Annotated in this window: 25 protein-coding genes; 12 read left to right on the top strand and 13 right to left on the bottom strand. The window is 32.8% G+C overall.

Translation table 11 applies throughout. The features are described 5' to 3' along the window. Positions 1 to 24: 24 nt before the first annotated feature. Positions 25 to 1,599 (bottom strand): sodium:solute symporter family protein, encoded by a 1,575-nt coding sequence (locus D1869_RS03025; protein ID WP_156013852.1) that lies wholly within the window; start codon positions 1,597 to 1,599, stop codon positions 25 to 27. 6 nt (positions 1,600 to 1,605) lie between these two features. Beyond that, positions 1,606 to 1,794 carry a hypothetical protein gene (locus tag D1869_RS03020; RefSeq protein WP_156013851.1) on the bottom strand — a complete coding sequence of 63 codons (189 nt, stop codon included), beginning with the start codon at positions 1,792 to 1,794 and terminating at the stop codon, positions 1,606 to 1,608. Positions 1,795 to 2,010: 216 nt separating this feature from the next. Here D1869_RS03020 and D1869_RS03015 point away from each other — a divergent pair, with 216 nt between their 5' ends. Together D1869_RS03015 and cobB are read left to right on the top strand one after the other, a co-directional pair. After that, positions 2,011 to 2,604, top strand: a complete 594-nt coding sequence (locus tag D1869_RS03015; RefSeq protein WP_156013850.1) for a hypothetical protein — start codon at positions 2,011 to 2,013, stop codon at positions 2,602 to 2,604. A gap of 67 nt (positions 2,605 to 2,671) precedes the next feature. Further along, complete coding sequence (cobB, locus tag D1869_RS03010; protein ID WP_156013849.1) at positions 2,672 to 3,424, top strand: NAD-dependent protein deacetylase; 753 nt, start codon at positions 2,672 to 2,674, stop codon at positions 3,422 to 3,424. A gap of 23 nt (positions 3,425 to 3,447) precedes the next feature. Here cobB and D1869_RS03005 read toward each other — a convergent pair whose 3' ends face one another. After that, positions 3,448 to 4,131 carry a hypothetical protein gene (locus D1869_RS03005; RefSeq protein ID WP_156013848.1) on the bottom strand — a complete coding sequence of 228 codons (684 nt, stop codon included), beginning with the start codon at positions 4,129 to 4,131 and terminating at the stop codon, positions 3,448 to 3,450. Positions 4,132 to 4,167: 36 nt separating this feature from the next. Here D1869_RS03005 and D1869_RS03000 point away from each other — a divergent pair, with 36 nt between their 5' ends. Genes D1869_RS03000 through D1869_RS02990 form a run of 3 tightly spaced genes read left to right on the top strand, consistent with a single transcriptional unit; the run spans position 4,168 to position 5,804 of the window. Then, the gene (locus tag D1869_RS03000; protein ID WP_156013847.1) at positions 4,168 to 5,124 is read left to right on the top strand and encodes a PP-loop family protein; all 957 of its coding nucleotides are present in this window, start codon (positions 4,168 to 4,170) and stop codon (positions 5,122 to 5,124) included. Beyond that, positions 5,121 to 5,570 (top strand): DNA primase noncatalytic subunit PriX, encoded by a 450-nt coding sequence (priX, locus tag D1869_RS02995; RefSeq protein WP_010978610.1) that lies wholly within the window; start codon positions 5,121 to 5,123, stop codon positions 5,568 to 5,570. The genes D1869_RS03000 and priX overlap by 4 nt, the downstream gene beginning before the upstream one ends. A 24-nt stretch (positions 5,571 to 5,594) precedes the next feature. Beyond that, complete coding sequence (locus D1869_RS02990; protein WP_156013846.1) at positions 5,595 to 5,804, top strand: hypothetical protein; 210 nt, start codon at positions 5,595 to 5,597, stop codon at positions 5,802 to 5,804. A 73-nt stretch (positions 5,805 to 5,877) separates the two neighbouring features. On the opposite strand, the gene D1869_RS02985 is transcribed toward D1869_RS02990, so the two are convergent. Continuing rightward, a complete protein-coding gene (locus tag D1869_RS02985) occupies positions 5,878 to 6,183 on the bottom strand; it encodes a hypothetical protein (RefSeq protein WP_156013845.1) in 306 nt (101 codons plus the stop codon). A 32-nt stretch (positions 6,184 to 6,215) separates the two neighbouring features. Here D1869_RS02985 and D1869_RS02980 point away from each other — a divergent pair, with 32 nt between their 5' ends. The 4 genes from D1869_RS02980 to D1869_RS02965 are packed head-to-tail and all read left to right on the top strand — an operon-like array spanning position 6,216 to position 12,096. Continuing rightward, entirely contained in the window at positions 6,216 to 7,484 is a 1,269-nt protein-coding gene (locus D1869_RS02980) for a M20/M25/M40 family metallo-hydrolase (RefSeq protein ID WP_156013844.1), read from the top strand. Further along, positions 7,485 to 8,537, top strand: a complete 1,053-nt coding sequence (locus D1869_RS02975; RefSeq protein WP_156013843.1) for a radical SAM/SPASM domain-containing protein — start codon at positions 7,485 to 7,487, stop codon at positions 8,535 to 8,537. Between the two features lie 26 nt (positions 8,538 to 8,563). Continuing rightward, complete coding sequence (gene leuS / locus D1869_RS02970) at positions 8,564 to 11,401, top strand: leucine--tRNA ligase (protein ID WP_156013842.1); 2,838 nt, start codon at positions 8,564 to 8,566, stop codon at positions 11,399 to 11,401. Between the two features lie 8 nt (positions 11,402 to 11,409). Beyond that, a complete protein-coding gene (locus tag D1869_RS02965; protein ID WP_156013841.1) occupies positions 11,410 to 12,096 on the top strand; it encodes a hypothetical protein in 687 nt (228 codons plus the stop codon). Here the strand turns inward: D1869_RS02965 and D1869_RS02960 are convergent. Then, positions 12,079 to 14,424 carry a M1 family metallopeptidase gene (locus tag D1869_RS02960; protein WP_156013840.1) on the bottom strand — a complete coding sequence of 782 codons (2,346 nt, stop codon included), beginning with the start codon at positions 14,422 to 14,424 and terminating at the stop codon, positions 12,079 to 12,081. The genes D1869_RS02965 and D1869_RS02960 overlap by 18 nt on opposite strands. Positions 14,425 to 14,467: 43 nt before the next feature. On the opposite strand from D1869_RS02960, the gene D1869_RS02955 reads away from it, so the two are divergent. Continuing rightward, positions 14,468 to 15,310 (top strand): hypothetical protein, encoded by an 843-nt coding sequence (locus tag D1869_RS02955; RefSeq protein WP_156013839.1) that lies wholly within the window; start codon positions 14,468 to 14,470, stop codon positions 15,308 to 15,310. Positions 15,311 to 15,331: 21 nt separating this feature from the next. Here D1869_RS02955 and D1869_RS02950 read toward each other — a convergent pair whose 3' ends face one another. After that, entirely contained in the window at positions 15,332 to 15,652 is a 321-nt protein-coding gene (locus tag D1869_RS02950) for a hypothetical protein (RefSeq protein WP_156013838.1), read from the bottom strand. Positions 15,653 to 15,822: 170 nt separating this feature from the next. On the opposite strand from D1869_RS02950, the gene D1869_RS02945 reads away from it, so the two are divergent. Then, positions 15,823 to 16,191, top strand: a complete 369-nt coding sequence (locus D1869_RS02945; protein WP_010978601.1) for a DUF2203 domain-containing protein — start codon at positions 15,823 to 15,825, stop codon at positions 16,189 to 16,191. Here the strand turns inward: D1869_RS02945 and D1869_RS02940 are convergent. From D1869_RS02940 to D1869_RS02915, 6 genes are read right to left on the bottom strand one after another with little or no spacing between them, the layout of a single operon-like run. Continuing rightward, complete coding sequence (locus D1869_RS02940) at positions 16,184 to 17,053, bottom strand: NAD(P)-dependent oxidoreductase (protein WP_156013837.1); 870 nt, start codon at positions 17,051 to 17,053, stop codon at positions 16,184 to 16,186. The genes D1869_RS02945 and D1869_RS02940 overlap by 8 nt on opposite strands. A 47-nt stretch (positions 17,054 to 17,100) precedes the next feature. After that, the gene (locus tag D1869_RS02935) at positions 17,101 to 18,489 is read right to left on the bottom strand and encodes a SelD-related putative sulfur metabolism protein (RefSeq protein WP_156013836.1); all 1,389 of its coding nucleotides are present in this window, start codon (positions 18,487 to 18,489) and stop codon (positions 17,101 to 17,103) included. A gap of 49 nt (positions 18,490 to 18,538) precedes the next feature. Next, a complete protein-coding gene (locus tag D1869_RS02930; RefSeq protein ID WP_156013835.1) occupies positions 18,539 to 19,660 on the bottom strand; it encodes a helical membrane plugin domain-containing protein in 1,122 nt (373 codons plus the stop codon). Between the two features lie 4 nt (positions 19,661 to 19,664). Then, a complete protein-coding gene (locus D1869_RS02925) occupies positions 19,665 to 20,048 on the bottom strand; it encodes a DsrE family protein (protein ID WP_010978597.1) in 384 nt (127 codons plus the stop codon). 1 nt (position 20,049) lies between these two features. Then, positions 20,050 to 21,204: an NAD(P)/FAD-dependent oxidoreductase gene (locus tag D1869_RS02920; protein ID WP_010978596.1), complete on the bottom strand. Its 1,155-nt coding sequence runs from the start codon at positions 21,202 to 21,204 to the stop codon at positions 20,050 to 20,052. A gap of 6 nt (positions 21,205 to 21,210) precedes the next feature. Further along, on the bottom strand, positions 21,211 to 21,444 hold the full coding sequence (locus D1869_RS02915) for a sulfurtransferase TusA family protein (RefSeq protein ID WP_156013834.1): 234 nt from the start codon (positions 21,442 to 21,444) through the stop codon (positions 21,211 to 21,213). 248 nt (positions 21,445 to 21,692) lie between these two features. Between D1869_RS02915 and D1869_RS02910 the strand changes: the two genes are divergently transcribed. Continuing rightward, complete coding sequence (locus tag D1869_RS02910) at positions 21,693 to 22,094, top strand: rhodanese-like domain-containing protein (protein WP_156013833.1); 402 nt, start codon at positions 21,693 to 21,695, stop codon at positions 22,092 to 22,094. Here D1869_RS02910 and D1869_RS02905 read toward each other — a convergent pair. Next, positions 22,088 to 22,450 carry a hypothetical protein gene (locus tag D1869_RS02905; RefSeq protein ID WP_010978593.1) on the bottom strand — a complete coding sequence of 121 codons (363 nt, stop codon included), beginning with the start codon at positions 22,448 to 22,450 and terminating at the stop codon, positions 22,088 to 22,090. The two genes, D1869_RS02910 and D1869_RS02905, sit on opposite strands and share 7 nt — an antisense overlap. Positions 22,451 to 22,536: the final 86 nt, after the last annotated feature.

Below are 22,536 nucleotides of genomic sequence, written 5' to 3'. Positions count from 1 at the left end.
GAGAAAAATATTTTATTCCTTTGCTTACTTTACAACTTCTTCTACTTCAAAGTCTTTTGCGCTTATCTTCTTGTAGGGTCTCCAACCACTAGCATATGCAACTAAGGAACCAACTAACGTTACCAGCAAGTTGATTCCTAAAGCTATCAAAGCAATATATATAGGACCTAATGGTGTAGTAAATAATGACGTTTTTAGTGAACCATAACGCTCTAGGACTAAGTTAACATAAACCACCAATCCTACACCGCTTATTACACCTGACGCCCAGCCAGCTAAAGTGGAGTTCTTCTCAAGTTTATCAGTAAATAGAGAAAGGAATACTGCTGGTAATGTTTGGGTCACAATTATACCTCCTAATAATTGAAGTTGTATAGCATATGTTGCTGGAACAATAAACACGAAAGCTAATGCTATAAACTTAAATACTGTTGAGAGTATTTTAGCGAGCCTTGCTTCATTTGTTGGTGAGAGTTTAGTAAACTCACCAATTACATTTCGTGTAAGCAAGTTTGCAACACCTATAGCCATAATAGCAGCAGGAACTAGACCACCAATAAATATTGCCGTAAATGCTAAACCAGTAAACCAGTCTGGAGTTGTAGCAGCGATTAGAGAAGGAACTGTTAATGCGCCATTTTTAGTAGTTAATACAACTTTTAATGCGTTTGGTACTAAGAAGATTAATAGTCCAAACAACGTAATTAATGCTAGTCCTATTCCGTATAGAGGTAGTAATGCCGTACCTATTTTTAATCTTTCTCTGCTTTCAGCGGATAATGAACCGTTTATAGCATGCGGATATAAATATAGGGCAAAAGTGCTTCCTAATGCCAAGCTCCAATAAGCTAAGAAGAGTTTAGGTGGTAAATCAAGGAAATTTACTTTAGGCGATACTTGGTGGGCTATAGTTAGTGCCCCTTGGAAATTACCATAATGAGTCAAGACTACACCAATTGTAGTTAACACCGTAATCCAAACTAGTATGTCCTTATAAACTCCGCTTAGAGCTGCACCTCTTAAACCGCTAACAAAGGTAAATGCGGCTAGTATTATAAATGCTATTAATAATGCTAGATCGCTGCTTAATTTTGTACTACTAATTCCTAATCCTATAAAGAGTATGGCAATAACTGCTTGCATTCCTATAATCTGTAATGCGATATATGGTAATTCAGCTACAGCACCAGTTAACGCTACAGCAATCGCTAGCCCTTTACTATTGAATCTATCTTTTACATAATCTGCAGCAGTCACATAGCCTTTATTTCTAGCTACTGCCCAAAGTTTTGGCATCGTTAGCATTGCTACTCCAAATCCCCAAGCTACATAAGGAACAGCAAAGAAGTATAATGAACCAGTAGCAAAGAATGCTGAAGGAACTGCGATAAATGTATAGGCTGTAAATAGGTCTGCTCCTAATAAGAACCATATTAGTAGCCATCCTAATCTTCTTCCTCCAAGCCCCCATTCATCAAGCTTATTTAAGTCCCCCTTTCTCCATTTAGCTCCGTAAAATCCTAAGAAGGTAAAGAGGGCAAAAAGTATTAAAAATACAACGACAGTTATGCCATCTATATTTAAATTATAATTGTTCATCCTCTATCACCCCTTTATGAACGCTACTATCAAATAGATTACCGCAGTAACAGCCAGCATTATTATTTGGTATACATAAAAGAAGGGAAGTCCTCCAATACTAGGAGTTGCTATATTATACACTGGGAATACTGAGTAGAGTACGATATCGAGTATGAGGGCTATGAATACTGCAATATAATACTTTTGTTTCATAGTTGATCAAAAAATAAAAATTCTTATTTTGCTTATAAAGTTTGTATCCCTAGTTATCACAATAAATCTATTTTTTAACTACATTTAAGAAGTATAGCTTACTATTGAAATTCTATTTCTCTATTTAAAGAAAAAGTAAATTAAAAATCAACAAAGTATGTTACTCTTTATGCTTCTATAAGAAAATATAATACGGCATACGATGCAATTATAATTGTGAGATTAATTACAAAAAGAGTAGAAGAATTACTTGTTCCACCATTACCAGAATACTCCTATATTTGTGATGGAGAGATAAAACAAAGTGAATGTAAGGGTTCTATGATATTTAGAGATCCAGATTATATATTAATAACACCACAAGATGTTTTAGAGTCATTTAGTTTCTCTTCTATTCTTAGCAGGAAATTAAGAGGAAGAAAATTAAAAAGATGGGAAAATTATGTTAGTAAGTATCAAATAGAAATTGAAAATTTAGATACAAGGATTATCTTAAGGGAAAATGCTTTACTTACTATTTATGTTGACGGAGTATCTGTCTGTGGAGTAGATGGAGAAACAGTAATTAAAGAATACAGAGTCGTAGGAACAAATAAAAATTTTGACGAAGAATTAGGCTCGCTAAGAAATATTAAACCCACGTTACTTGTTGTAAATCAACGTGATCCCTGGTTTATGCTAACTGCATATAGGGTTTTGTACATAACGCCAGAATTAAGAAAGGAATTAAGCCGGTTAATAGGAGTAAGCAGAATAGAATGTGATAAAATAAAGAATGAAGATAATATAATAATTTGTTATATCAGATAATATTTTTCTTCATCTTTCCGTACTCGGCAAACTCATCATTTTTATTTTTCTCAAACATCTTATTGATATGGAATGTGATAAAGTTGGTGATTTGCTTTTAACATCAACTTACGCTATAGCCTTTACTGGAGCAGGGATTAGTACAGCGTCTGGGATACCAGATTTTAGAGGACCTAATGGTTTATGGAAAAAGTACTCTCCAGAGCTAGCTACAATAGAGTATTTTAAAAAAGATCCTAGAGGCTTTTGGGAGTTTTATAGCTTAAGAATGAGAGGACTGTTTACAGCTTTACCAAATAAAGCACACTATGCATTAGCTGAACTAGAAAAAATGGGATTAATAAGAGCTATAATAACACAAAATATTGACGGTTTACATCAATTAGCTGGTTCAAGAAATGTAATTGAACTTCACGGAAATATAAGAAAATGCTATTGTGTGAAATGCCTAAAAACTTATGATAGTGACACAGTGTTAGATAAAATAGATAAAGAGGGATTGCCACCTAAATGTGAGTGCGGAGGAGTAATAAGACCAGATGTTGTTTTATTCGGTGAACCAGTATATAATATTTCAACAGCATTAGAGATAGCTAGAGAAGCCGATTTAGTTTTGGCAATTGGAAGTTCGTTAACTGTCTATCCAGCAAATATGATACCCCTAACTGTTAAAGAAATGGGTGGAAAACTGATAATCCTAAACGCAGAAGAAACGCCTCTTGATAACATAGCAGATATAATAATTAGAGAAAGAGTTGAAGAGTTTTTGCCGTGTGTTGTAGATTATATTAAAAATCAGACCCTACACCGCTCTTCATAAATCTGCTTATTTTTTATCATCACCTAGTATTTTTTGATTATTCTGTTTAAAGCTTCTGTGTCACCTAATGCAGAGAGTAAAATCCCTTCTATTCCTTTATCCTCAAGCTTGTAAATAAAATCTAATACAATGTTCTCATCAAAAACTGGCTGTGATAATGAATCGGCTAAAGTCTTATTTTTCTCTGTTTTTATTATAATGTAAGGAATTAATTTAGAAGTCTTAATACCTTCTAACTGGTCTTCACTTTCTAATCGTAATACCAAAAAGAAGTCAGCCGGTTCAAAATTAAGTCTTTTTATAATTTCGCTCTTTTCCCTTCTAAAACTTATCATTAAACCTACCTTTAAGTCTTTATTATATTTTTTTGACAGTAAGAGAGCTTGTTCCGAAGTTAAATAACCGATTTCTTTTCCTATTCTAGGTTTATCCCCTTTAGTAAATGCAATCTCGAAACCAACTAATTTGGATGTTAAAGATAAAGAGGCTATAAATAACTCATTAACGTCTAAAAGTCTCTGATTAACTATTATTCTCTTATCCCCATACTTAGTTCTAATAAGCGTAGCGACTACAGAAGGCAAAGGAGAGGGTAATCCTAACGGTGAATCTGGTATATCAAATCCATCAAAGCTTTCTAGCTCTTTGAGCTCTCTCTCTATTTTTTCTATCTTAGTCTTCGGATGCAATTCAGCTAGAATTTGCATCATTAACTTAAAAGGATAAAAGTATTATAAAGCATTATGAAATGTAGTAAGTGTGATAATAAGGCTATTATAAAAATCCCTTACTCTAATCTGGCGTTATGTAAAGATCACTTTATTGAGTGGTTTGAAAAAAGGTTTGAGAGGATAGTTGATAAGTATAAGATGTTTGAAAACTCGAAGAAAATAGCTGTAGCAGTTTCTGGGGGAAAAGATAGTACAACTTTGCTTCATCTAATGAAGAAGCTTAGTGAAAAGAAGGGATTTGAAATAATCGGTATAAACATTGATTTAGGTATAGACATGGGTAAACAATATTCTTCGAAGAGTACTGAGTTTGCTTTAAAGAATTTCGAAATGTTAGGTGTTAAATATAGAATTGTAAGGATAAAAGAGAGATATGGGTTTACTATTGATGACGCAAAGCATAAGATAAAAAGACCCGTATGTAGTACCTGTGGTTTAGTAAAAAGATATACTTTAACAGAAGTTGCGGAAGAAGAAGGAGCAGATACTATAGTAACTGGTCACAATTTAAATGACATGGCACAATTTATAATGGCTGGATACTTTAATGGGGATGTAAGAGATTTAGCCAGGCTAGATATTATAACCCCACCAGAAAAGGGATATAGAGTAATGAAAGTTAAACCGCTATTCCTAATATATGAGAAAGAGATTTTAACTTATGCTTTAGTAAAAGGAATTCCGTTCCTATATGATTCTTGCCCACATACATTCAGAGTTGGTGGTGTTACTCAAGATACTATAAGGAGAAAATTGGAAGAACTTGAAGAGACAATACCGGGCTATATGTTAATGTTAGTGGAGAATTTCATAAATAAAATACAACCAGCTTTAAAGGAGAAATATATAAAAGAAGAGGAACTAGGCCATTGTAAGATTTGCGGTAGGCCCACAACTAAGGATAGAGAAATATGCTCATTTTGTGCAGTAAGGTTAAAAATGACTGGACAGACAGTTAATATAAAATGAAAGTTAAAATATTTTTACATTATCCCGATGATACACCGGCTGGTTATGTTATATTTGACGGAAAAACATCAAAGGTTTACGACGAAAATGGTAATTTTCTTTTTGAAGTAGAGGGTATTTTCCCTCCAAAACCGAGGAAAATAAACTATGAGTGGATTGATAAAGTGTTGGATGAAGGGCTAGAAGATGCTAGAAAAAGATTTATTCTCTATGTTGGAAGTAGGTATCTTGTAAACATTAAAGGATTATCTGAGGATGAAGCTATAAAAAGGTTAGAAGAGTTTTACTATAAAAAGGGTGGTGGAAAGATTTACGAATCTTGGCTAAAGTCTGTCTTAAGAGGTGTAAAAAATAAGGGTTTGAAACCATGGAGTCTAAAAAGAATTCAAGAAAAAGATAAAGAAATGTATTCTCTCATTTCCAAAGTTTTAAATAAACAAACTTAAATTTATGAATTCTAAATAGACTTTATGACTTCTAAGAAATGGAGTGCAACTACTTGGTTTATAACTATAGGTCCACTAGCAGTATTTCTCATAATCACAATATGGGTTGCTGAACAATTAGAAAAATTTCCAGGATGGCAATTAGTGCCATATATTGCTGTTCCTATGGCTGTAGTTTTCCTAATAATAGGAGCAGTATTCAGACATAAGTGGGGTAAATTTATTTTTGGTTAAATCAGCGCATGAATGGTTCTTCATCATTCAGCTGTCCCAGTATTTTCCTCATCTGATTCTTTTTAACTGAATTTTAAGTTTTTAATTTATCTATTATCTCATCTACTACTCTCTCTTCTCCCAAAATTGTTAAATCGTCCGTTTTTTCATCATAGTACTTGTTTATAATTTTTATTATAGACTCGATTTTCTCTGAAGTCATTTCGATAATTTGTCCACCTTCTAATTTATCAGTCTCAAAGACAGTTATACTCATGTTCTTATATACCAAAATTTTGAACGTTGAAATTATTTTTCCATCCTCAACTTTTTTATATATATTAATTGTAGCTAAAGGTTCTGCCATTGAGTGCCTTGTATACTCAACATATTTAAGCATAAATTAATTTACTCGATTTCATTAAAAACCTTATGGACTATTTACAAGACCTCTTTGAATTCCTCAAAATAGATACTACATCAGCTAAAGGAAAAGGTGAGGAAGGTGCTAAATTCATTGTTGATTACATGAAAAATCACGGGATTGAAGCTGAACTAATAAGGCATAAGGCAAAGAATCCTTACGTTTATGGAGAAATAAATCTTGGTGCAAAAAAGACGTTGCTAATTTATAACCATTACGATGTACAACCAGCTGAGCCATTAGATAAATGGAATACTGATCCCTTTACACCAACAGTAAAAGAAGGTAAAATTTTCGCTAGAGGTGTAGGTGATGATAAGGGTACTTTAATGGCTAGGTTGCAAGCCATTATAGAGGTTATGAGGGAGGGAAAGTTAAACGTAAACATAAAGTTTCTATATGAGGGTGAAGAAGAAATAGGAAGTCCTAACATGGAAGAGTTCCTTAAAGATTACTCTGAAAAATTAAAAGCAGATTATGTTCTTTGGGAAGGATCCGGTAAAGCTCCTAACAATGCACCACAGATAGTCTTAGGGGTAAAGGGATTACTTTATGTAGAATTAAGAAAAAGAACAAGTAAAGATCTTCATTCTATGTATGCTCCTATAGCCCAAAATCCAGCTTGGGATTTAGTTTACTTATTAAGATCTTTAAGAACTGAAGATGGTAAAGTATTGGTCCCACACTTCTATGATAAAGTAAAATGGTTAGGTGAGGAAGAGAAAAAATATTTAAATATCGACAAGAAATACCTAGAAGATGCAATAGGACAAAGTATAAAGGACACGGATGCTATGATAAAATTAGTCTCTAATCCAACATGTAATATAGATGGTATTTATGCTGGCTATACTGGAGAAGGCTCTAAAACAGTAATTCCCTCATATTCTTTCGTAAAAATTGACTTTAGGCTTGTACCTGACCAAGACCCAGATGAGATACTGAAATATTTGGAAGAATACATATCACCATATAACGTAGAAATCATAATACATGGGAAAGTAAGACCATACAGAACTTCAATTAATAGTGAAATAGCGCAAGCATTAATTGTATCAGCAAAGAATGTTTATGGTCAAGATCCAGTAGTTTTACCAAATAGTCCGGGTACAGGACCGATGGAAATGATAGCTAGGTATTTGAAATTGAACCAAATAGCAGATGGTATAGGAGTTGACTATTATGGTTCTAATATCCACTCATTTAACGAGAATATCTATGTTGACGACTATTATAAAGCTATATCATGGATGAAAGAGTTTCTCAGAGTGATCTAGATGTTATGGTTAGTTTTAACAACGGGAAAGTGCAATTTAACATGTGATTATTGTGGAGGTTCTTTCCCTAGTCATATAGTTCCCTGGAGTATAAAATATGATATTCAGAAACTTAAAAATGCAATCGAAAAAGACCAAAATGCCACTGTCATTTTCTACGGTGGAGAACCATTAATGAATCCTAAATTTATAATGCAAGTGATGGATAATGTGAAGGCTAAGAGGTGGGGTATACAAACTAATGGTATTGCTGTAAAACTATTACCAGAAAAATACTGGAAAAAGATGAATGTAGCACTTCTTTCAATTGATGGTAGAGAAGAAATAACGGACAAACACAGAGGTAAGGGAGTTTACAAGATTGTTGTAAAGCATGCTAAGTACTTAAAAGAATTAGGAGTGGAAACTATAGCAAGAATGGCTGTAACTGAAGACTCAAATATCTATGAAGAGGTTATGCATCTAATTTCTCTTGGAGTATTTGATAAAATACATTGGCAATTAAATGTAATATGGAGTGAGAGATGGAATTTTGAAGAGTGGGCCTACAAGTCCTATTTGCCTGGGCTGAAAAAACTTATTGACTATTTTATTTCAGAATTGAGGAAAGGAAGAATTGTAAAAATTATACCAATATTAGGTGTTTTAAGTGCACATTTCTTCAAGAAATATAGAGGAGTAGCTTGTGGTGCAGGGTATGATAGTATATCAATATCTACTGATGGTAGAGTACTTTCATGCCCTATAGCAGTTAGGGAAAAGTGGGCTGAATTAGGTACTTTAGATTCCTTTAAGCTTCTTGATGAGCCTTTACCAGAGGAATGTAGAAGCTGTGAATACAAAGATTATTGTGGAGGGAGATGTTTGTATGCTATTAAAGAGAAATATTGGGGAGAGGAAGGGTTTAAGATTGTTGATGAGGTTACTAAGGAATATCTGAAGAGTGTTTTATCTATAGTACCAGAAATAACTGAACTTGTAAAACAAGGTGTTATTAAGTTAAGTGATTTATACTATGACCCCACAGAGGACTCTACCGAGGTTATACCTTAATATATCTGTTTTTATTAGAGTTATGTATGAGTCTTGCAAATTTCTTTAATGAGATTGCTTTTAAATGGCAAAAAGAATGGGAAAATAACAAAGTATATGAGGCTAATCCAGAGACAGATAGGCCTAAGAAATTTATTACAGTTGCCTTCCCTTATACAAATAGCCCCTTACATATTGGTCATGGAAGAACTTACATAACTGCAGATATTTATGCAAGGTACTTACGAATGAAAGGTTATAACGTGCTTTTCCCTTTTGCATTCCAATTTACCGGTACACCAATTCTTTCAATTGCTGAATCTGTTAAGAGAGGAGATGAAGAGATAATATCAACTTTCGTAAATATTTATCAAATACCAAAAGAGGAAATTGAAAAATTCTCAGATCCCACATATCTTGCAGAGTATTTCAAAAATGATATGAAAAGTACCGCTAAAAAACTAGGATTAAGTGTAGATTGGCGAAGAGAATTTACTACAGTTGATCCAGCTTTTGAGAAATTTGTGCAGTGGCAATATAGAAAATTAATGGAGTTAGGATATATAAAGAGGGAAGATTCACCAGTGGCTTACTGTCCAAGAGATGAATTTCCAGTAGGTATGCATGATACAAAAGGAGATGTAGAACCAGAAATAACAGACTTAGACGGAATTTACTTTCCTTCTGGGGATTACTTTTTTATAGCAGCTACTCCAAGACCAGAAACTATATTTGGTGCAGTGGCACTTCTTGTCAATCCTGAAGCAGATTATGTTATTGCTACAGATAGTCTGAATAGGAAAGTGATCATATCAAGACAAGCTTATGATAAGTTAAAATATCAGATAAATTTCAGAGAGGAAGGAGAGAAGAAAGGAAAAAATCTTGTGGGAATGATAGCTAAAAACCCAGTAACAGAAAAGGAGATAAAAGTATTGCCTAGCAAGTTTGTAGACCCCAGCATAGGCACTGGAGTTGTTATGGCAGTACCTTCACATGAACCCTTACACTATATTGCTTTGACAGAACTTAAAGAGGAATTTGAGTTAATACCTGTTATTAAGACCGATGAATTAGGAGAATTACCTGGAGTAGAAGCAGTAGGATTAGCTCAGACAAGAAATCCAGCTGAGCTAAAAGATTATATTGACACGATCTATAGAATCGAGTATCATAAGGGGATAATGAGAGAAGATCTGGTTGATCTAGTCCCAAATTTTATGAAAGAGTTCGTAAAGGATAAAATTGCTGGGAAGCTCGTTAAAGACGCAAGAGAAAAGACTAGAGAATTACTGGATATGTTAAATTCAAGAATCACTATCTATGAAATTAGTAATGGACCAGTATATTGCAGATGTGGGGCAGAGATTGTGGTTAAAGTTATTAAAGGTCAGTGGTTTATAGATTACTCTAATCCGATTTGGAAGACTTCTGTTCTCAAATCCTTGGATAAAATCAATTTTATTCCTGCTGATTCAAAGAAAGAAATGGAAAAAATAATCTTTAATCTTCAACCTAGAGCATTTACAAGATCTAGAGGTTTAGGAGTTAGATTACCTTGGGATGAAAAAGAAATAATTGATAGTCTTAGTGACTCAACAATTTACACCGCATTTTATACAATTGTTCATAGGCTCAAATATCCTATATCGCTACTTAGTGACAAGTTCTGGGATTATATTTTACTTGATAGAGGTACAGCTGATGAGGTATCTAAAGAATTAGGAATTCCTAAAGAACAATTAGAAGAAATCAAGAGCGAATTTAAGTATTGGTATCCAGTAGATTCGAGACATAGCGGAAGAGATTTAATACAAAATCATTTACCATACTATCTGTTCCATCATTTTGCTATATTTAGCGAGAAATTTTTACCTAGACAAATTGTTACTAACGGATTCATTAGAGTTGGAGGAAAGAAAATGAGCAAAAGTTTTGGAAACATTTACCCATTAAATAGGGCTATTGACGAATATGGTGTAGAAACTGTTAGAATAGCACTTACTTCTACCTCTTCTATCTCGGATGATATTGAGTTTAACTCAAATATTGCAAAAAGTATTGCAGAACAGTTGAAAAAAATCCATGATCTTATTTCTAAACTACTTGAAATTGAAGGAGTTAATGAGAGAAGAGACCCAGATGTATGGTTACTTTCAATATTTAAGAGATATATTGAAGATGTAGATAAAGCTTACGAGAACCTAGACTTAAGAACAGTATACATGACGGTCTATTACACGATATACGAAACAATTAGAGATTATATAGAGCTTACAAACGCTAAAATAAACAAGGATATTATTAAAAAAGTAATTTCGATTTGGTTAAGATTAATGGCTCCTATAACTCCTCATCTTGCAGAGGAATTGTGGCATAAAATGAGTAACACTTTCGTAGTCAAAGAGAAATTTCCTAGCATAAATGAAGTAGAGTATAATGAGAAGTCATTACTGAAAGTTGAGTATTTAAGAAGTATAATTGAGGATGTAAATAGATTATCATCTGAATTAGGGAAAGAAGCAGAGAAAGTCGTAATTTATGTTAATGACGATAATAATTTAAAAGAATTGCTGAAAAAGGCAATAATTGCAATAAAAGATAGAAAATCATTGAGGGACTTTATGATAGAAAATAATGTCGACGATAAAACAGCAAGGAGAATATATGAGCTAGCCAATGTTCTTCCTAGTACTATAAGAGATCTGATAGTAACAACTGATATTGATGAAGAGGAGGTTATAGTACAAAATATTAATTTCTTAATGAATAAATTGGATTTGAGAGAAATGATAGTGTATTCTTCTACTGATGAGAAAGCACCAAATATCCTTGGTAAAAAGGATTTGGCATTACCATATAAACCGGGAATAGCAATATTATAGGTGATATTATGCAATTAATAGAATCTTTAGATTTGTTTAATAAGATTAAAGACATGTTAGCCTCCGCTGAGAGAGTCGTTACAGTTATGACTAAAGAATTAAGTGATGAGATAGCTGAAATACTTCTTCTAAAAGCTTCTAAAGGTATAAGGGTTAATGTCATCACAAGAGATACTAACTGGGCAGATTGGTTAGAAAGTAAGAAGTCCTCTTACGGTATGGATGAAATACAACATTATCAAAAAGAAATGGATTATAATCTAAAAAAAGAAAGAGAATTTCAAATTTTACAGATAATTTTACCTATAATTATTACTGGTGTCTCTGTTATCTCAGGTTTATTATTTTTTAAATTATTTTGGATTCCCATATTACCTGGTGTCATAATAAGCGGAGTTCTTATTTATTACTTTAATAGGTTAATTCATAATTTCAACAATCAAATTGCTGTTCTTAAAACTATGATTACTCAAAGAGAAACAGAAATAGAAGGAATAAGGCAGGAAATCCTAAAGAATTTAGTTGTAAAAGTAAATAAAAAGGTTGGGTTTACTGTAGTAATCGTAGATGGAAAAGGTATAGTTACACCTTTGAGATTATGTAGTAAAGAAAACCTACAGGAGCTTACTTTTTTCGAAGAACTAAATGAGGAAAAGATAAAAGAGATTTTTAAAAAGTTAGATAATTCTTCTTAGTGAATCTAAAATCTCTAACCCACTCTTTATCTCCACTTCCATTTCTGGAAATCTATTAGTAGTGAAGTACTCAACGACTTCAGTGTTATTAAGTCCTAAGAAGGGTATTACGCTCCTTAAGGTTCTACCTAATATAGCTGTACCAGCATATATACTTCTTAAGAACTCCATATGAGTCTTAAGCCACTTCCACAGTGCTAAACGAGAATATGGATTATAACTTGCATAAGGCAATATCCTAGCTACATCTTGTCTCTTAATTTCACCAGTTAATGCTAAACTCATCGTATTAACAACTAAATAGGGTTCTCTGAAACTTAAGAGACCATATAATAATCTAGTTTTCTCTTCATCGAACTTTTCACTTCTATACTTCTTAAGAAGCTCATCATAAGCATCTTCACCATAAGTTACGGCATATGCAATTGCAACAGCTTCCTTTACATTAGGATCTAAGGTATCATATTTCTCAAACGCTACAGCAAGTCCACTAGCAAACTTCTCATCCACAAATGCAAAAGTACTTAATAAATAACTATAGGTCCTTCTTGATAATTCGTCCTTTCTCTTTGAAAATCGCTTTACTTGATATGGTAATACCTCATATAGTAATTTATACTTATCTCTATTAACTCTCCAGAGATAGTATAACTCACTAACAAGTTCATCCACTACTAAATAATTGTCGTCTTTCATAAATTGTTTTGCTATACTCTCATAAGTTGTGTAATTTACTCTACCAGCTAAGAAGAAGTTAAAGTAGTCGTTAAGTAGTCCCCATTTATCTAAATGAGAAAGTTTTGAGTTAAAAACTAGGGATAAATCGTTATAATACACTCTATAGAATCCAGCTCTATCTATGTTTACTTTTATAGTCTTTATATCACTTCCAATCTCAATACTATCCTTCTCTTTTTCAAGTAAATACGTTATTTTTCTTCCATTTACCTCAAGTGTTAAAGGAACCTTATAGACTGCATTCTTTCCATTTCCTTTTAAATAAAACCTCTCTTGCTCTAAGTTTATCTTACTACCATTAACGGATACATAAACTACAGGATAACCATCCTTAGTTATCCAATCCTTTACTATTTCACTTACTGGTTTTCCAGAACCTTTTTCTAAACTATTCCAAAAATCACTTCCAGTAGCATTACTATATTTATAAGTATTTAGATAAATTTGAATACCTTTTCTAAAATCTTCCTCTCCTAAATAAGCTTCTATCATCCTTAAAATGCTAGCTCCCTTACCATAACTTATATCATCAAATAATTGTTCAATTTCTTCTGGAGAAGTTACATGAGCTTCTATTGGATGGGTTGTAGTTAAGGAATCTCTAAATAGAGCTCCGGAAGTTTCACTATTTATAAAGGTACCCCAGAAATCCCATTCCTTATATAATTCAGCAATAGCTTTATGACTCATAAAGGTCGCAAAACTCTCATTTAACCATAAGTCATCCCACCATTTCATTGTTACTAAATCTCCAAACCATTGGTGGGCTAATTCGTGAGCAACAACAGAAGCTACCCTCATTTTCTGCTGCACTGAAGAAGATTCATCTGCTAATAAAGCAGTCTCTCTAAAGGTTATTGCTCCCCAATTCTCCATTGCTCCAAAAGCGAATTCTGGGATAGCTATTAGATGCTCTTTGGGTAACTGATATTTTATACCAAAGTAATCTTCATAATACCCAATTACTTTCTTTGCAACGTCTAGAGCGAATTTACCTTTACTTATTCTTCCTGGAACTGTAGCAACTATAATATCAACTTCTCCAAGTTTATCCTTAATTTCTTCAAATTTACCAATACCCAAATATAGCAAATATGTTGACATTCTCGGAGTCTCCTGAAAAGTTACAATTTTTTTATCACCTTCTTCCCTTACATCCTCTATAGGCATATTAGATATTACATCTAAATCCTTGTCCACCTTCACACTTAATTTAAATCTAGCTTTGAATGCTGGATGATCTATACAAGGTATAAATTCCCTAGCATGAACAGATTCAAATTGGGTCGTAATTATATAACTGTGATTATAAGGAGCCTTATAAATACCCACTAAGCCCCTTTCCTTTACTTTTCCTTCAAATTCTATTTCTAAAACTCCATCAAATTTTCCAGTTTGAATGAATAGTTGACTGTCAGAAACTTTGAATGGAACACTCTTCCCCTCAGTCTTAACAGAAACTATATTTAGTCCCACGCTATCTAGAACTACTTCATTATCAGTGCTTAAATATATCTTCTCATATCCCTTATATATCAAATTCTTAAAATCAAAATCAAGGAAGATTTCGTATTTATCTATAGAGACCATATTCAATATGAAAAATATATACCTATAAATCTACCCTTTAGTGATGATAGTAAAAATAAACGTCAATCAGAGTGAAAAAGTATTAGATATTACAAATGCAAAGAAAATTATCATATCAGAAAAGGGAGAAAATAAGTATTATACAGTGAGATTACTATATTATTTGATGAAAAGTATCTATAACATACCTAGACTATATGGATATATAAAAGGAGATCCTATAGAGAGCTGGAGACAGATTTTTGAAAGATATTTTCTTCAGCTTTTAAAATCAGATTTTGAAATTTCATCAACATATTTTAAGGGTGATTTTGAGATAGATCAACCGAGTATTAATATTTCGGGTAAGATTGATAATCTTAATATTTCTGTAAAAATTATTCTAAAAGAAAAACCTATAAATATATCTCAAGGTATACAAGGTAATTTTCAAGTTGACTCATTCTATTTTTCTAAATTAGAAAGAATAAAACCGTATATAATTCCTTCTTCTAGAGCTGGCTTGCTTTACGCTTTCTCTAAATTCCTTGTGTATCAATATGAGGGAGCACCAGGAATTCCAAAAGCCTTTGGAATTGCTGCAGAATTTATTAACTCTATGCTTTTGCCTCAAGGTTTTACCGACGAAATAAATAATCATAAAATATGGGTTAATCAAGAAAATAATTATGTATATGTTGATGATAACATACTCTATAATGCTACATCAGACGTGTTAAGCCTTTTATCACTAAAACTCTTTTTAACTAGAGGTACTGAAAAAGAATTAATAATAATAGAAGATCCTGAAGCGCATTTAGATGAGGAGGAAAAAGAATTAGTGAAAAAATGGATAAATGAAACAAAAAGTAAAGTAATTATAGTATCTAACGAAAAGGATTGGTGATGAGGTCAGAACCCACGGATCTTATGAAGACCTTTGACTTAACTGACCTTTAACCTTATCGTATAACTCTTTTGTCTCTTTATCTTCTATTCCAATTTTTTCAGCTACCTTTAATGTTTCCTTTATTATAGGTATATAATCTCCAGCTTTAAACTCGGACTGAAAAGAGGCAAAAGCTAAAGCATAAGCTAAAACATCTTTTCCACTCTTCTCTTGTGCAAAAGCTACTATAGCCTTTATAACGTTTTCCCATACCCTAGCGGCAATAGTTCCATCATTCTTACTAAGCATCTCTAAGCTTAAGGATAAAGCATTTTTTATGTATTGCTCTGATAGTCTCATCAATAAAATCCTAGTGCCATCAAGGTTAAATATTCATCTAAATCTATTTCTCTGTATATCATTTTTGATCAACATAGTACTTATCCCCGTATTATTTTAACCTTAGCCATATAATGTAATAGACATTTGTCTATTCTAAGTTTTTAACTTATGATGACATATTATATTATGTGACAGAATATCCATACTTTGATCTAAATACAGCTAGACAATTACTGCCATGGCTTAGAAATAAACTTTCAGAAATGAAAAAAATTAAATATCTTACTGAAGAGGCATTAATGAAAGGAGATAAAGAAGCACTAATTCAGTATACTATTCAGATTGACAGAATTGTAAAAGAAATAACACAAAAAGGGATTATTATTAGAGATCCAGATATGGGATTAGTAGACTTCCCTGCAGTAATTAATAATAGGCCAGCATATCTTTGCTGGAAAATTGATGAAAAAGATATTGAATTCTGGCATTACGCAGAAGAAGGATTTAGAGGTAGAAAGAAGATTAATGGAAAAGAAGATATCCTAGCCCTTACTTAACTAAGTTGGCCTTCTTGTATACCTCAAGAACAGCTGCATAATCAGATTCTGAATATCCTAAAGCTTCAGCAAAACGATAAAGCTGAAGTGCTAAAGATGATAACGGATTAACAACGTGTAAATTCTGCGTTTCCTTGGTTATAATTTCTAAGTCTTTTCTCATATGTTTAGTTGCAAATTGAGTTGAATAATCTGAGTTCATCATCTTTGGAACTTTTAACTCTGAAGTTGGAGATTTAGCACTACCATATAATGCTAAAACTTTACGAACATCTTCTGGTTTTAATCCAGCAGAAATTCCAAAATTATAAGCCTCAGCTAAAGCTGCTACATATACACCGACCATAAGATTATTAACTAACTTTGCATAAAGACCCATTCCATTCTTACCCATGTAGATTATTGTGGAAGCTGTTTCCTTCAAAATTTCCGTAACAGTATTTACATGAGATTCTGGCCCACCTAATAATACAGTTAATTTCTTCTGTTCTGCAAATATTGAAGTACCAATTACCGGGGCATCATACATTATACCACCATTCTTCATTATTTCATTAGCAATACTAATTGAAGTTGAAGGAGATATTGTAGACATGTCAACAATTATTTTATCTTTAGCATAAGGGGATAAAGGCAATAGGAATGAAGAAACTGCACTATCGTCAGCTAACATTGTTATTAACAAATCTACAGATTTAATTAGCTCTTTAGGGTCAGTTACGTACTTAACACCATATTCCTTACTAAACTGTTCCGCCCTGCTAACAGTTCTGTTATATACTACATCTAGTTTACCAGCTTTTACTAAGTTTGCACCTATCCTATATCCCATAACACCTAAACCAGCTAAGCCAACACGCATAATAAGGAGGTAGTAAAAATAAAAAATAAAGTTTGTTATCAAACATTCTACTCTTTTATTTTAAATTGCTTTAATACATTGTCCCTTCTTATTAATTTCATTACATCTTTAGGTGCATATACTGTGCCGTTACCTTTACCCTTAACATAACCCACAATTTCTGGCTTTTCACCAATCTTAACCAGATCCTCCATTATATCATCAGCAATTCTCTTATCTGCAAACATTACAATAGCACCATTAGTTCCTATAGTAGAATTCGGTATTATGAAATTCTCTGTTGCAAATTCACATATATCTCTATCGATAACCGGAATATCATTTAATTCAACGTCAACTTTAGCCTTTTCAGCAAATTCCTTTATAACAAATATTCCTGGGCCAGTGACATCAGTTGTCATAGCTATATGTGATTTTTCATCAAAAGATTTACCGAATTCTGGTAAATAAGAGTAAATCACCTTAGCTACGTGTATATTCGGCTTTCTCATTATTTCTAATGCTTCACTTTTAACTTTCTCTAATCTAGAGAAAGATATTCCTCTACTCTCCATCATCTCAATAAGTTCCGGTACAGCCAATGACCAAAGGTGAACATTTATCGGTGTTAGTTCACCGAAGAATCTAGTGGTTATAATTACCATGTTCTCATTAACTTTATCATAAAAAGTTGGAAGTTCATGATCACTCTTACCTACTACTGTAGCACCCATCATTAAAGTTCCAACAGATGGCTGAATATCATTTCTCAAGTTCATATTATATTTCTTAACGTAATTTTCATAGTTAGATAGTAATTTGTTTTTTAATTCATTATTTGGTGCGTCTACGACAGGTACGACGGTTAAATCTTGAAAGACTCCTTTTGTAAATAAATCGTTAAGAGAGTTAGATATAGCAACATCAACCTGAACTTGAGAACCAGGATTATCTAGTGGGTCGACTATTTGTATAGTATCATTGTTTGCAACTGTATAAGATTTTTCTTCTCTTCCCTCTAATCTAAATAAATCTAAAACTGCAACCTCGCCATCTTTCTTTGTAGTAACAATTGAATGACCTTTTCCTATAGTTAATTTCCTAGTAGTTTTAATCGAAGTATAAACCCTAACTAGAAACTCTGAAAATGCGTCTGGGTTGCCAGCAGTCTCCTGATTAACTTGAATAAGACTTATAGCTCTGTCTGCATCAAATTCCCCACCATTAATTAGCCTTTTCATTTCCATTTTCTCTCTACTGACAAAGATATCGGCATCTTCTCTGGGTAATATAGTAATATTTCTTTCCTCAAGAATTCGCTTTATTTTCTCTAATGCTGGGTATACAGTATCTATCAAATCAACTTTGACAGCACAACCGGTTGCAAGAGACAAAGGATTTAAACCCATACTTTTGTAAACTTCTAAATTCTCTTTAAATTTCGTAAATATGTCCATATTTGAATGCACCAAAAAAAGATATAAAAAAGATCACTTTAAAACTTTTCTACGATAAATTTATTTTGTAGTTTTTCCCCAAAATTTTTAAAATTGTTAAGAAAATACCAAAGCCACGTTGAATATCTTCATCCCTAAATGCAGCAACTAATCCACCTAAAGTAATCTTTGGGGGATTTGATAGAAGTTTCTGAGCTTCTGGAGATGTGAGTGAAGACACCATGTTATAGAATACTGGATTCATAGCATGATTGAGAAATTCTATACCTCTAGGTAAGAAATCTAGCGTAAGTGATAATGTTGTTGTTATATTTGCTACAGCCTCATCGTTTAACATATCTTTCAAAGTCTTTAGAAAATATGTTGCATCAAACACTGCATCTAATGCACCACTAGACTTTAATTCTTTCATTTTATCTAAAATTTCACTAGCCACATCAATATTTTTAATTACTTTCATAACATGATCATAGTTTTCGTATACAGCGGAAGATAATTCAAGTAAGCCGGATATTGAAGTAGCTAGGTTACTTATAGCCTCATCATTCAACATATCACGCAAAGTCTTTAACATATAAGCTGAATCAGTCAATGCATTCAGCGCCCCTGAATCGTTTAATTCTTTAACTTTTAGTATAAGATCATTCACGACTCCTATATGTCTTATAGTTTCGCTAATTTTATCATAATTTTGTAAGAATACTGATGAAAATTCTAAAATGCCAGAAAGAGAATCAGATAAATTACTTATAGCCTCATCATTCAACATATCACGCAAAGTCTTTAATCCATATAATGCATCAATTGCAGCATTTAATGCACCGGTCTCTTTAAGTTGATGAAGAGTATGAAGTAACTCATCCATTAAGTCTAGATGCTTCACAAATTCAGCAAATTTATTGCCGTTTTCTGATATAATTTCAGATAATTCCATTAGTCCTCCTAACATATCTGCTACATTTTCAATAGCATCATCAGTTAACATATCCCTTACAACTTTAGCTGAATATGAAAGATTAACTAATGCATCTAACGCACCAGACTCTTTAAGTTGTGAGACAGTTTTTAGTGTCTCATTTAATGTAGGAAGTTGATCTAGGATTTCCGTCAGTTCTTCTATCTTTTTATTATCAAGTTTCTCTACTAGTTTCTCTAAATTAAGCTCTTGCATTTAATCACCAAATTGAAAGTAGTTGACCTCCCTCTAAATCCATTTGAAAACTTGTAATTCCTACAATATCATCAACTACATCATCATAGTTACCTTTCTCTAAACCGAAAAGCTTAGATGCATAAGAACATGCATAGATTTTAAGTTTCCCAGTTTTCTTGGCCTTTCTATAGTAAGACAGAACATCCTCTTTACTCTCTTTTACTTTTTTTGAGGCTTCATCAGTAACTTTAAAATCTGGGTTTTCCTTAAGGAAAGCTTTAACACCGTCCATGGTAGCAAAAACTATTACTTCGTCTCCCATTGATGTTGATATTACAGCCCACATTCCAGCATATAGGACTTTTGAAAGTTCATTAGTACCTAAAACAATCCCTACTTTGGCCATTTCACACCACAGCTTTAGCCGTTACAGTCCAGTATAATTTATTATACCCTATTTTACCCCACCAATGTACATATGAAGGTGGTGGTGGATTCTCGTTCATCGTATAGCTAAATCTAATATACGTTGCCGTATCTGTACCAGTAGCTATATAACATAATACGTCTCCTCCATAATGCTTTACACCCATGTTTCCTTTAATATCATTAGCAATGTTATGAGCAACAATATAAGATTCAAAATCAGCTGTAGATCCAGCCTTTGACACCGGTAAATCTGTTGCATCACCCATTACATATACATTGCTTTGATCTTTCATTCTTAGCGTGAATTTATCAGTTGGTACCCATCTTCTTCTGTCACCAATTCCAGAATCTTCAATAACTTTAGCACCCATGTTTGGAGGTACACCTAATAATAGGTCGAACTTAATCTTACCACCTTCTTGTGATTCAATAATTTTCTCATTAGGATCTACTTTAGTAACATTAAATGGTGAATGAACTTCTATGCCCCTTTCCTCAAATAATTTTAGCATAAACTTATTTGTTATAGGTCTACCAAATACCCCTTGAGTCGGATAAGTGTATATTATCTTTGTCTTATCTCTAATTCCTCTCTTTCTTAAATAATCATCAAGTATTAAAGTCATTTCCAATGGCGCAACTGGACATCTATGAGGCAGTTTAGCTACATTAACTACAACAGTACCTCCTTGGAATTTTTCTAATGCCTCCCTCATCTTTAATGCCCCGTCAAACTCATATGGAGATAATGCTGCAGATCTATAACCTGGAACCTCATCCCAAGTATATTCAACACCAGTAGTTATAACTAAATAATCGTATGAATGAGACAATCCATCGGCTGTTATAACTGAATGATTTGCAACATCTATTTTTGTTATAGTACCCTTCTGTCCGTGAAGGAATTTAATCCTAGGATCTAACAATTCGCTCTCTTTCCTTTTTAATTCGATTGGGTTCTCTAAACCATAAGCAACTAATAATTGACCGGGCAAGTAAACATGCTCATCAGTGTTATTAAGAACCACTATTTCTACTTCGCCCTTATCTAACTCTTCATCTAGCTTTTTAGCTAACCTATTTGCAACAATTGTACCAGCTATATTTCCTCCAGCAATTATAACTCTCTTCATTTTCTCTCACCTAGTAATTAGGAGTACAAAATTCTTTCCATCTTGTGTAGATTGGACTATCTTATACCCCTTTTTCTTTACAAAAGCTTCTACATCTTTTTTAGTGGCTTCATCTCCTAAAATTACTTTAACAGCCTCTCCTTCTTTAATTTCTTCTAGTACGCCAGAAAGTTCTCCTATAGGACCAGCACATGAAGAGCTTGTTAGATCAAGTTCTTTATATATTTTGAGTTGACTCATATAATACACCCCTTATTATATTCATATCTTATACAATATTTAAATATTTCGCTAAATGCATTTTCATAAAATTTTATTTTATATGTACAATTTTTACTAAATATAGTTTTTACAAAGCCAATAATAGTTTTGGAAATACCAAAATGAGATATAGATTGTTTCTTTTATTGAAAACAAACTAATTGAGTTAAATTCTTTTAAAAGAAAAAAATTTAAGCTCCTTTAACAATGTTAAAGATAGATTAGAAATGGAAGTAAACGAACAGTACGTATCACCATTTTATCCTCATATAATAGATGCGTTTCCTTCAGTTGTAAGAAAACTATGGAAGAAAAACCGAGTTTTACTGCTAGATATAAGAACACCGATGGAATACGAGGATCATCATATACCTGGAGCCCTTCTAGTACCATTAGACTATTTAGATGTTCTTCTTCATAAGATACAACATAAAGAAGTTGCAGTAATTTGTGAACATGGAAATAGAGCTAGATATGCAACATATGGTATGCCAGAGTTATGGAAAGGTAAAAAAGTTTATTACATGATTGGCGGAATGGCAGGATGGATGCAAATGGGTTATGAAGTTACATCTGGCATGGACGAAAACGGTAAATTATGGGAAAAATGGATAGAAGAGCTTCAGTAAAAGCGATGATGCATGTGTTCTTCAGCATACATGTCTTCTTCTAATTCTTCTTTCATATTCTTTTTTAATTCTTCTAGGTGATTCAACACATCATTTAATGTCTTGAATTCTGTTGGTATATATTTTATTCTTCCATAAGACATCATATAAGAACCGGGGCATAAGAAACCTTTACTAACTACTATAGCGTCTGGATTAAGACTTAAGATTGCATCCATGGTCATTTCTTTACTCCCAATACCAGGATTCTCGTATTGCTCCACTTCTTTCTTTTCTTCATCGATTAGCCCAATTATTTCTGCCTCATCGAGAGGTTTTAGATTAAATTCCTTGTCATATGTTACAACTATTCTCATTTTAGTTCACATACTTAACAAATTATAGCCTTATATCATGATTTTATAAAAAGTCAAGTAAAACAATTTTATAAAGCCTTTATTTC

Source organism: Sulfurisphaera ohwakuensis, from assembly GCF_009729055.1.
Taxonomy (GTDB): domain Archaea; phylum Thermoproteota; class Thermoprotei_A; order Sulfolobales; family Sulfolobaceae; genus Sulfurisphaera; species Sulfurisphaera ohwakuensis.
Note: the sequence above shows the minus strand (reverse complement) of the source record. Positions and strands in the feature narration are given on the sequence as shown.

What these genes read in the sequence shown, in the direction of transcription:
- D1869_RS02985 (WP_156013845.1), bottom strand. Translation starts at nt 6,183, where the DNA reads ATGCTTAAATATGTTGAGTATACAAGGCACTCAATGGCAGAACCTTTA.
- D1869_RS02930 (WP_156013835.1), bottom strand. Translation starts at nt 19,660, where the DNA reads ATGCAAGAGCTTAATTTAGAGAAACTAGTAGAGAAACTTGATAATAAA.
- D1869_RS02980 (WP_156013844.1), top strand. Translation starts at nt 6,216, where the DNA reads ATGGACTATTTACAAGACCTCTTTGAATTCCTCAAAATAGATACTACA.
- D1869_RS02990 (WP_156013846.1), top strand. Translation starts at nt 5,595, where the DNA reads ATGACTTCTAAGAAATGGAGTGCAACTACTTGGTTTATAACTATAGGT.
- D1869_RS03005 (WP_156013848.1), bottom strand. Translation starts at nt 4,131, where the DNA reads ATGCAAATTCTAGCTGAATTGCATCCGAAGACTAAGATAGAAAAAATA.
- D1869_RS03025 (WP_156013852.1), bottom strand. Translation starts at nt 1,599, where the DNA reads ATGAACAATTATAATTTAAATATAGATGGCATAACTGTCGTTGTATTT.
- leuS (WP_156013842.1), top strand. Translation starts at nt 8,564, where the DNA reads ATGAGTCTTGCAAATTTCTTTAATGAGATTGCTTTTAAATGGCAAAAA.
- D1869_RS02955 (WP_156013839.1), top strand. Translation starts at nt 14,468, where the DNA reads ATGATAGTAAAAATAAACGTCAATCAGAGTGAAAAAGTATTAGATATT.
- D1869_RS02910 (WP_156013833.1), top strand. Translation starts at nt 21,693, where the DNA reads ATGGAAGTAAACGAACAGTACGTATCACCATTTTATCCTCATATAATA.
- cobB (WP_156013849.1), top strand. Translation starts at nt 2,672, where the DNA reads ATGGAATGTGATAAAGTTGGTGATTTGCTTTTAACATCAACTTACGCT.
- D1869_RS02935 (WP_156013836.1), bottom strand. Translation starts at nt 18,489, where the DNA reads ATGGACATATTTACGAAATTTAAAGAGAATTTAGAAGTTTACAAAAGT.
- D1869_RS02940 (WP_156013837.1), bottom strand. Translation starts at nt 17,053, where the DNA reads ATGCGTGTTGGCTTAGCTGGTTTAGGTGTTATGGGATATAGGATAGGT.
- D1869_RS03000 (WP_156013847.1), top strand. Translation starts at nt 4,168, where the DNA reads ATGAAATGTAGTAAGTGTGATAATAAGGCTATTATAAAAATCCCTTAC.
- D1869_RS02925 (WP_010978597.1), bottom strand. Translation starts at nt 20,048, where the DNA reads ATGGCCAAAGTAGGGATTGTTTTAGGTACTAATGAACTTTCAAAAGTC.
- D1869_RS02915 (WP_156013834.1), bottom strand. Translation starts at nt 21,444, where the DNA reads ATGAGTCAACTCAAAATATATAAAGAACTTGATCTAACAAGCTCTTCA.
- D1869_RS02920 (WP_010978596.1), bottom strand. Translation starts at nt 21,204, where the DNA reads ATGAAGAGAGTTATAATTGCTGGAGGAAATATAGCTGGTACAATTGTT.
- D1869_RS03020 (WP_156013851.1), bottom strand. Translation starts at nt 1,794, where the DNA reads ATGAAACAAAAGTATTATATTGCAGTATTCATAGCCCTCATACTCGAT.
- priX (WP_010978610.1), top strand. Translation starts at nt 5,121, where the DNA reads ATGAAAGTTAAAATATTTTTACATTATCCCGATGATACACCGGCTGGT.
- D1869_RS02965 (WP_156013841.1), top strand. Translation starts at nt 11,410, where the DNA reads ATGCAATTAATAGAATCTTTAGATTTGTTTAATAAGATTAAAGACATG.
- D1869_RS02960 (WP_156013840.1), bottom strand. Translation starts at nt 14,424, where the DNA reads ATGGTCTCTATAGATAAATACGAAATCTTCCTTGATTTTGATTTTAAG.
- D1869_RS02950 (WP_156013838.1), bottom strand. Translation starts at nt 15,652, where the DNA reads ATGAGACTATCAGAGCAATACATAAAAAATGCTTTATCCTTAAGCTTA.
- D1869_RS02975 (WP_156013843.1), top strand. Translation starts at nt 7,485, where the DNA reads ATGTTATGGTTAGTTTTAACAACGGGAAAGTGCAATTTAACATGTGAT.
- D1869_RS02905 (WP_010978593.1), bottom strand. Translation starts at nt 22,450, where the DNA reads ATGAGAATAGTTGTAACATATGACAAGGAATTTAATCTAAAACCTCTC.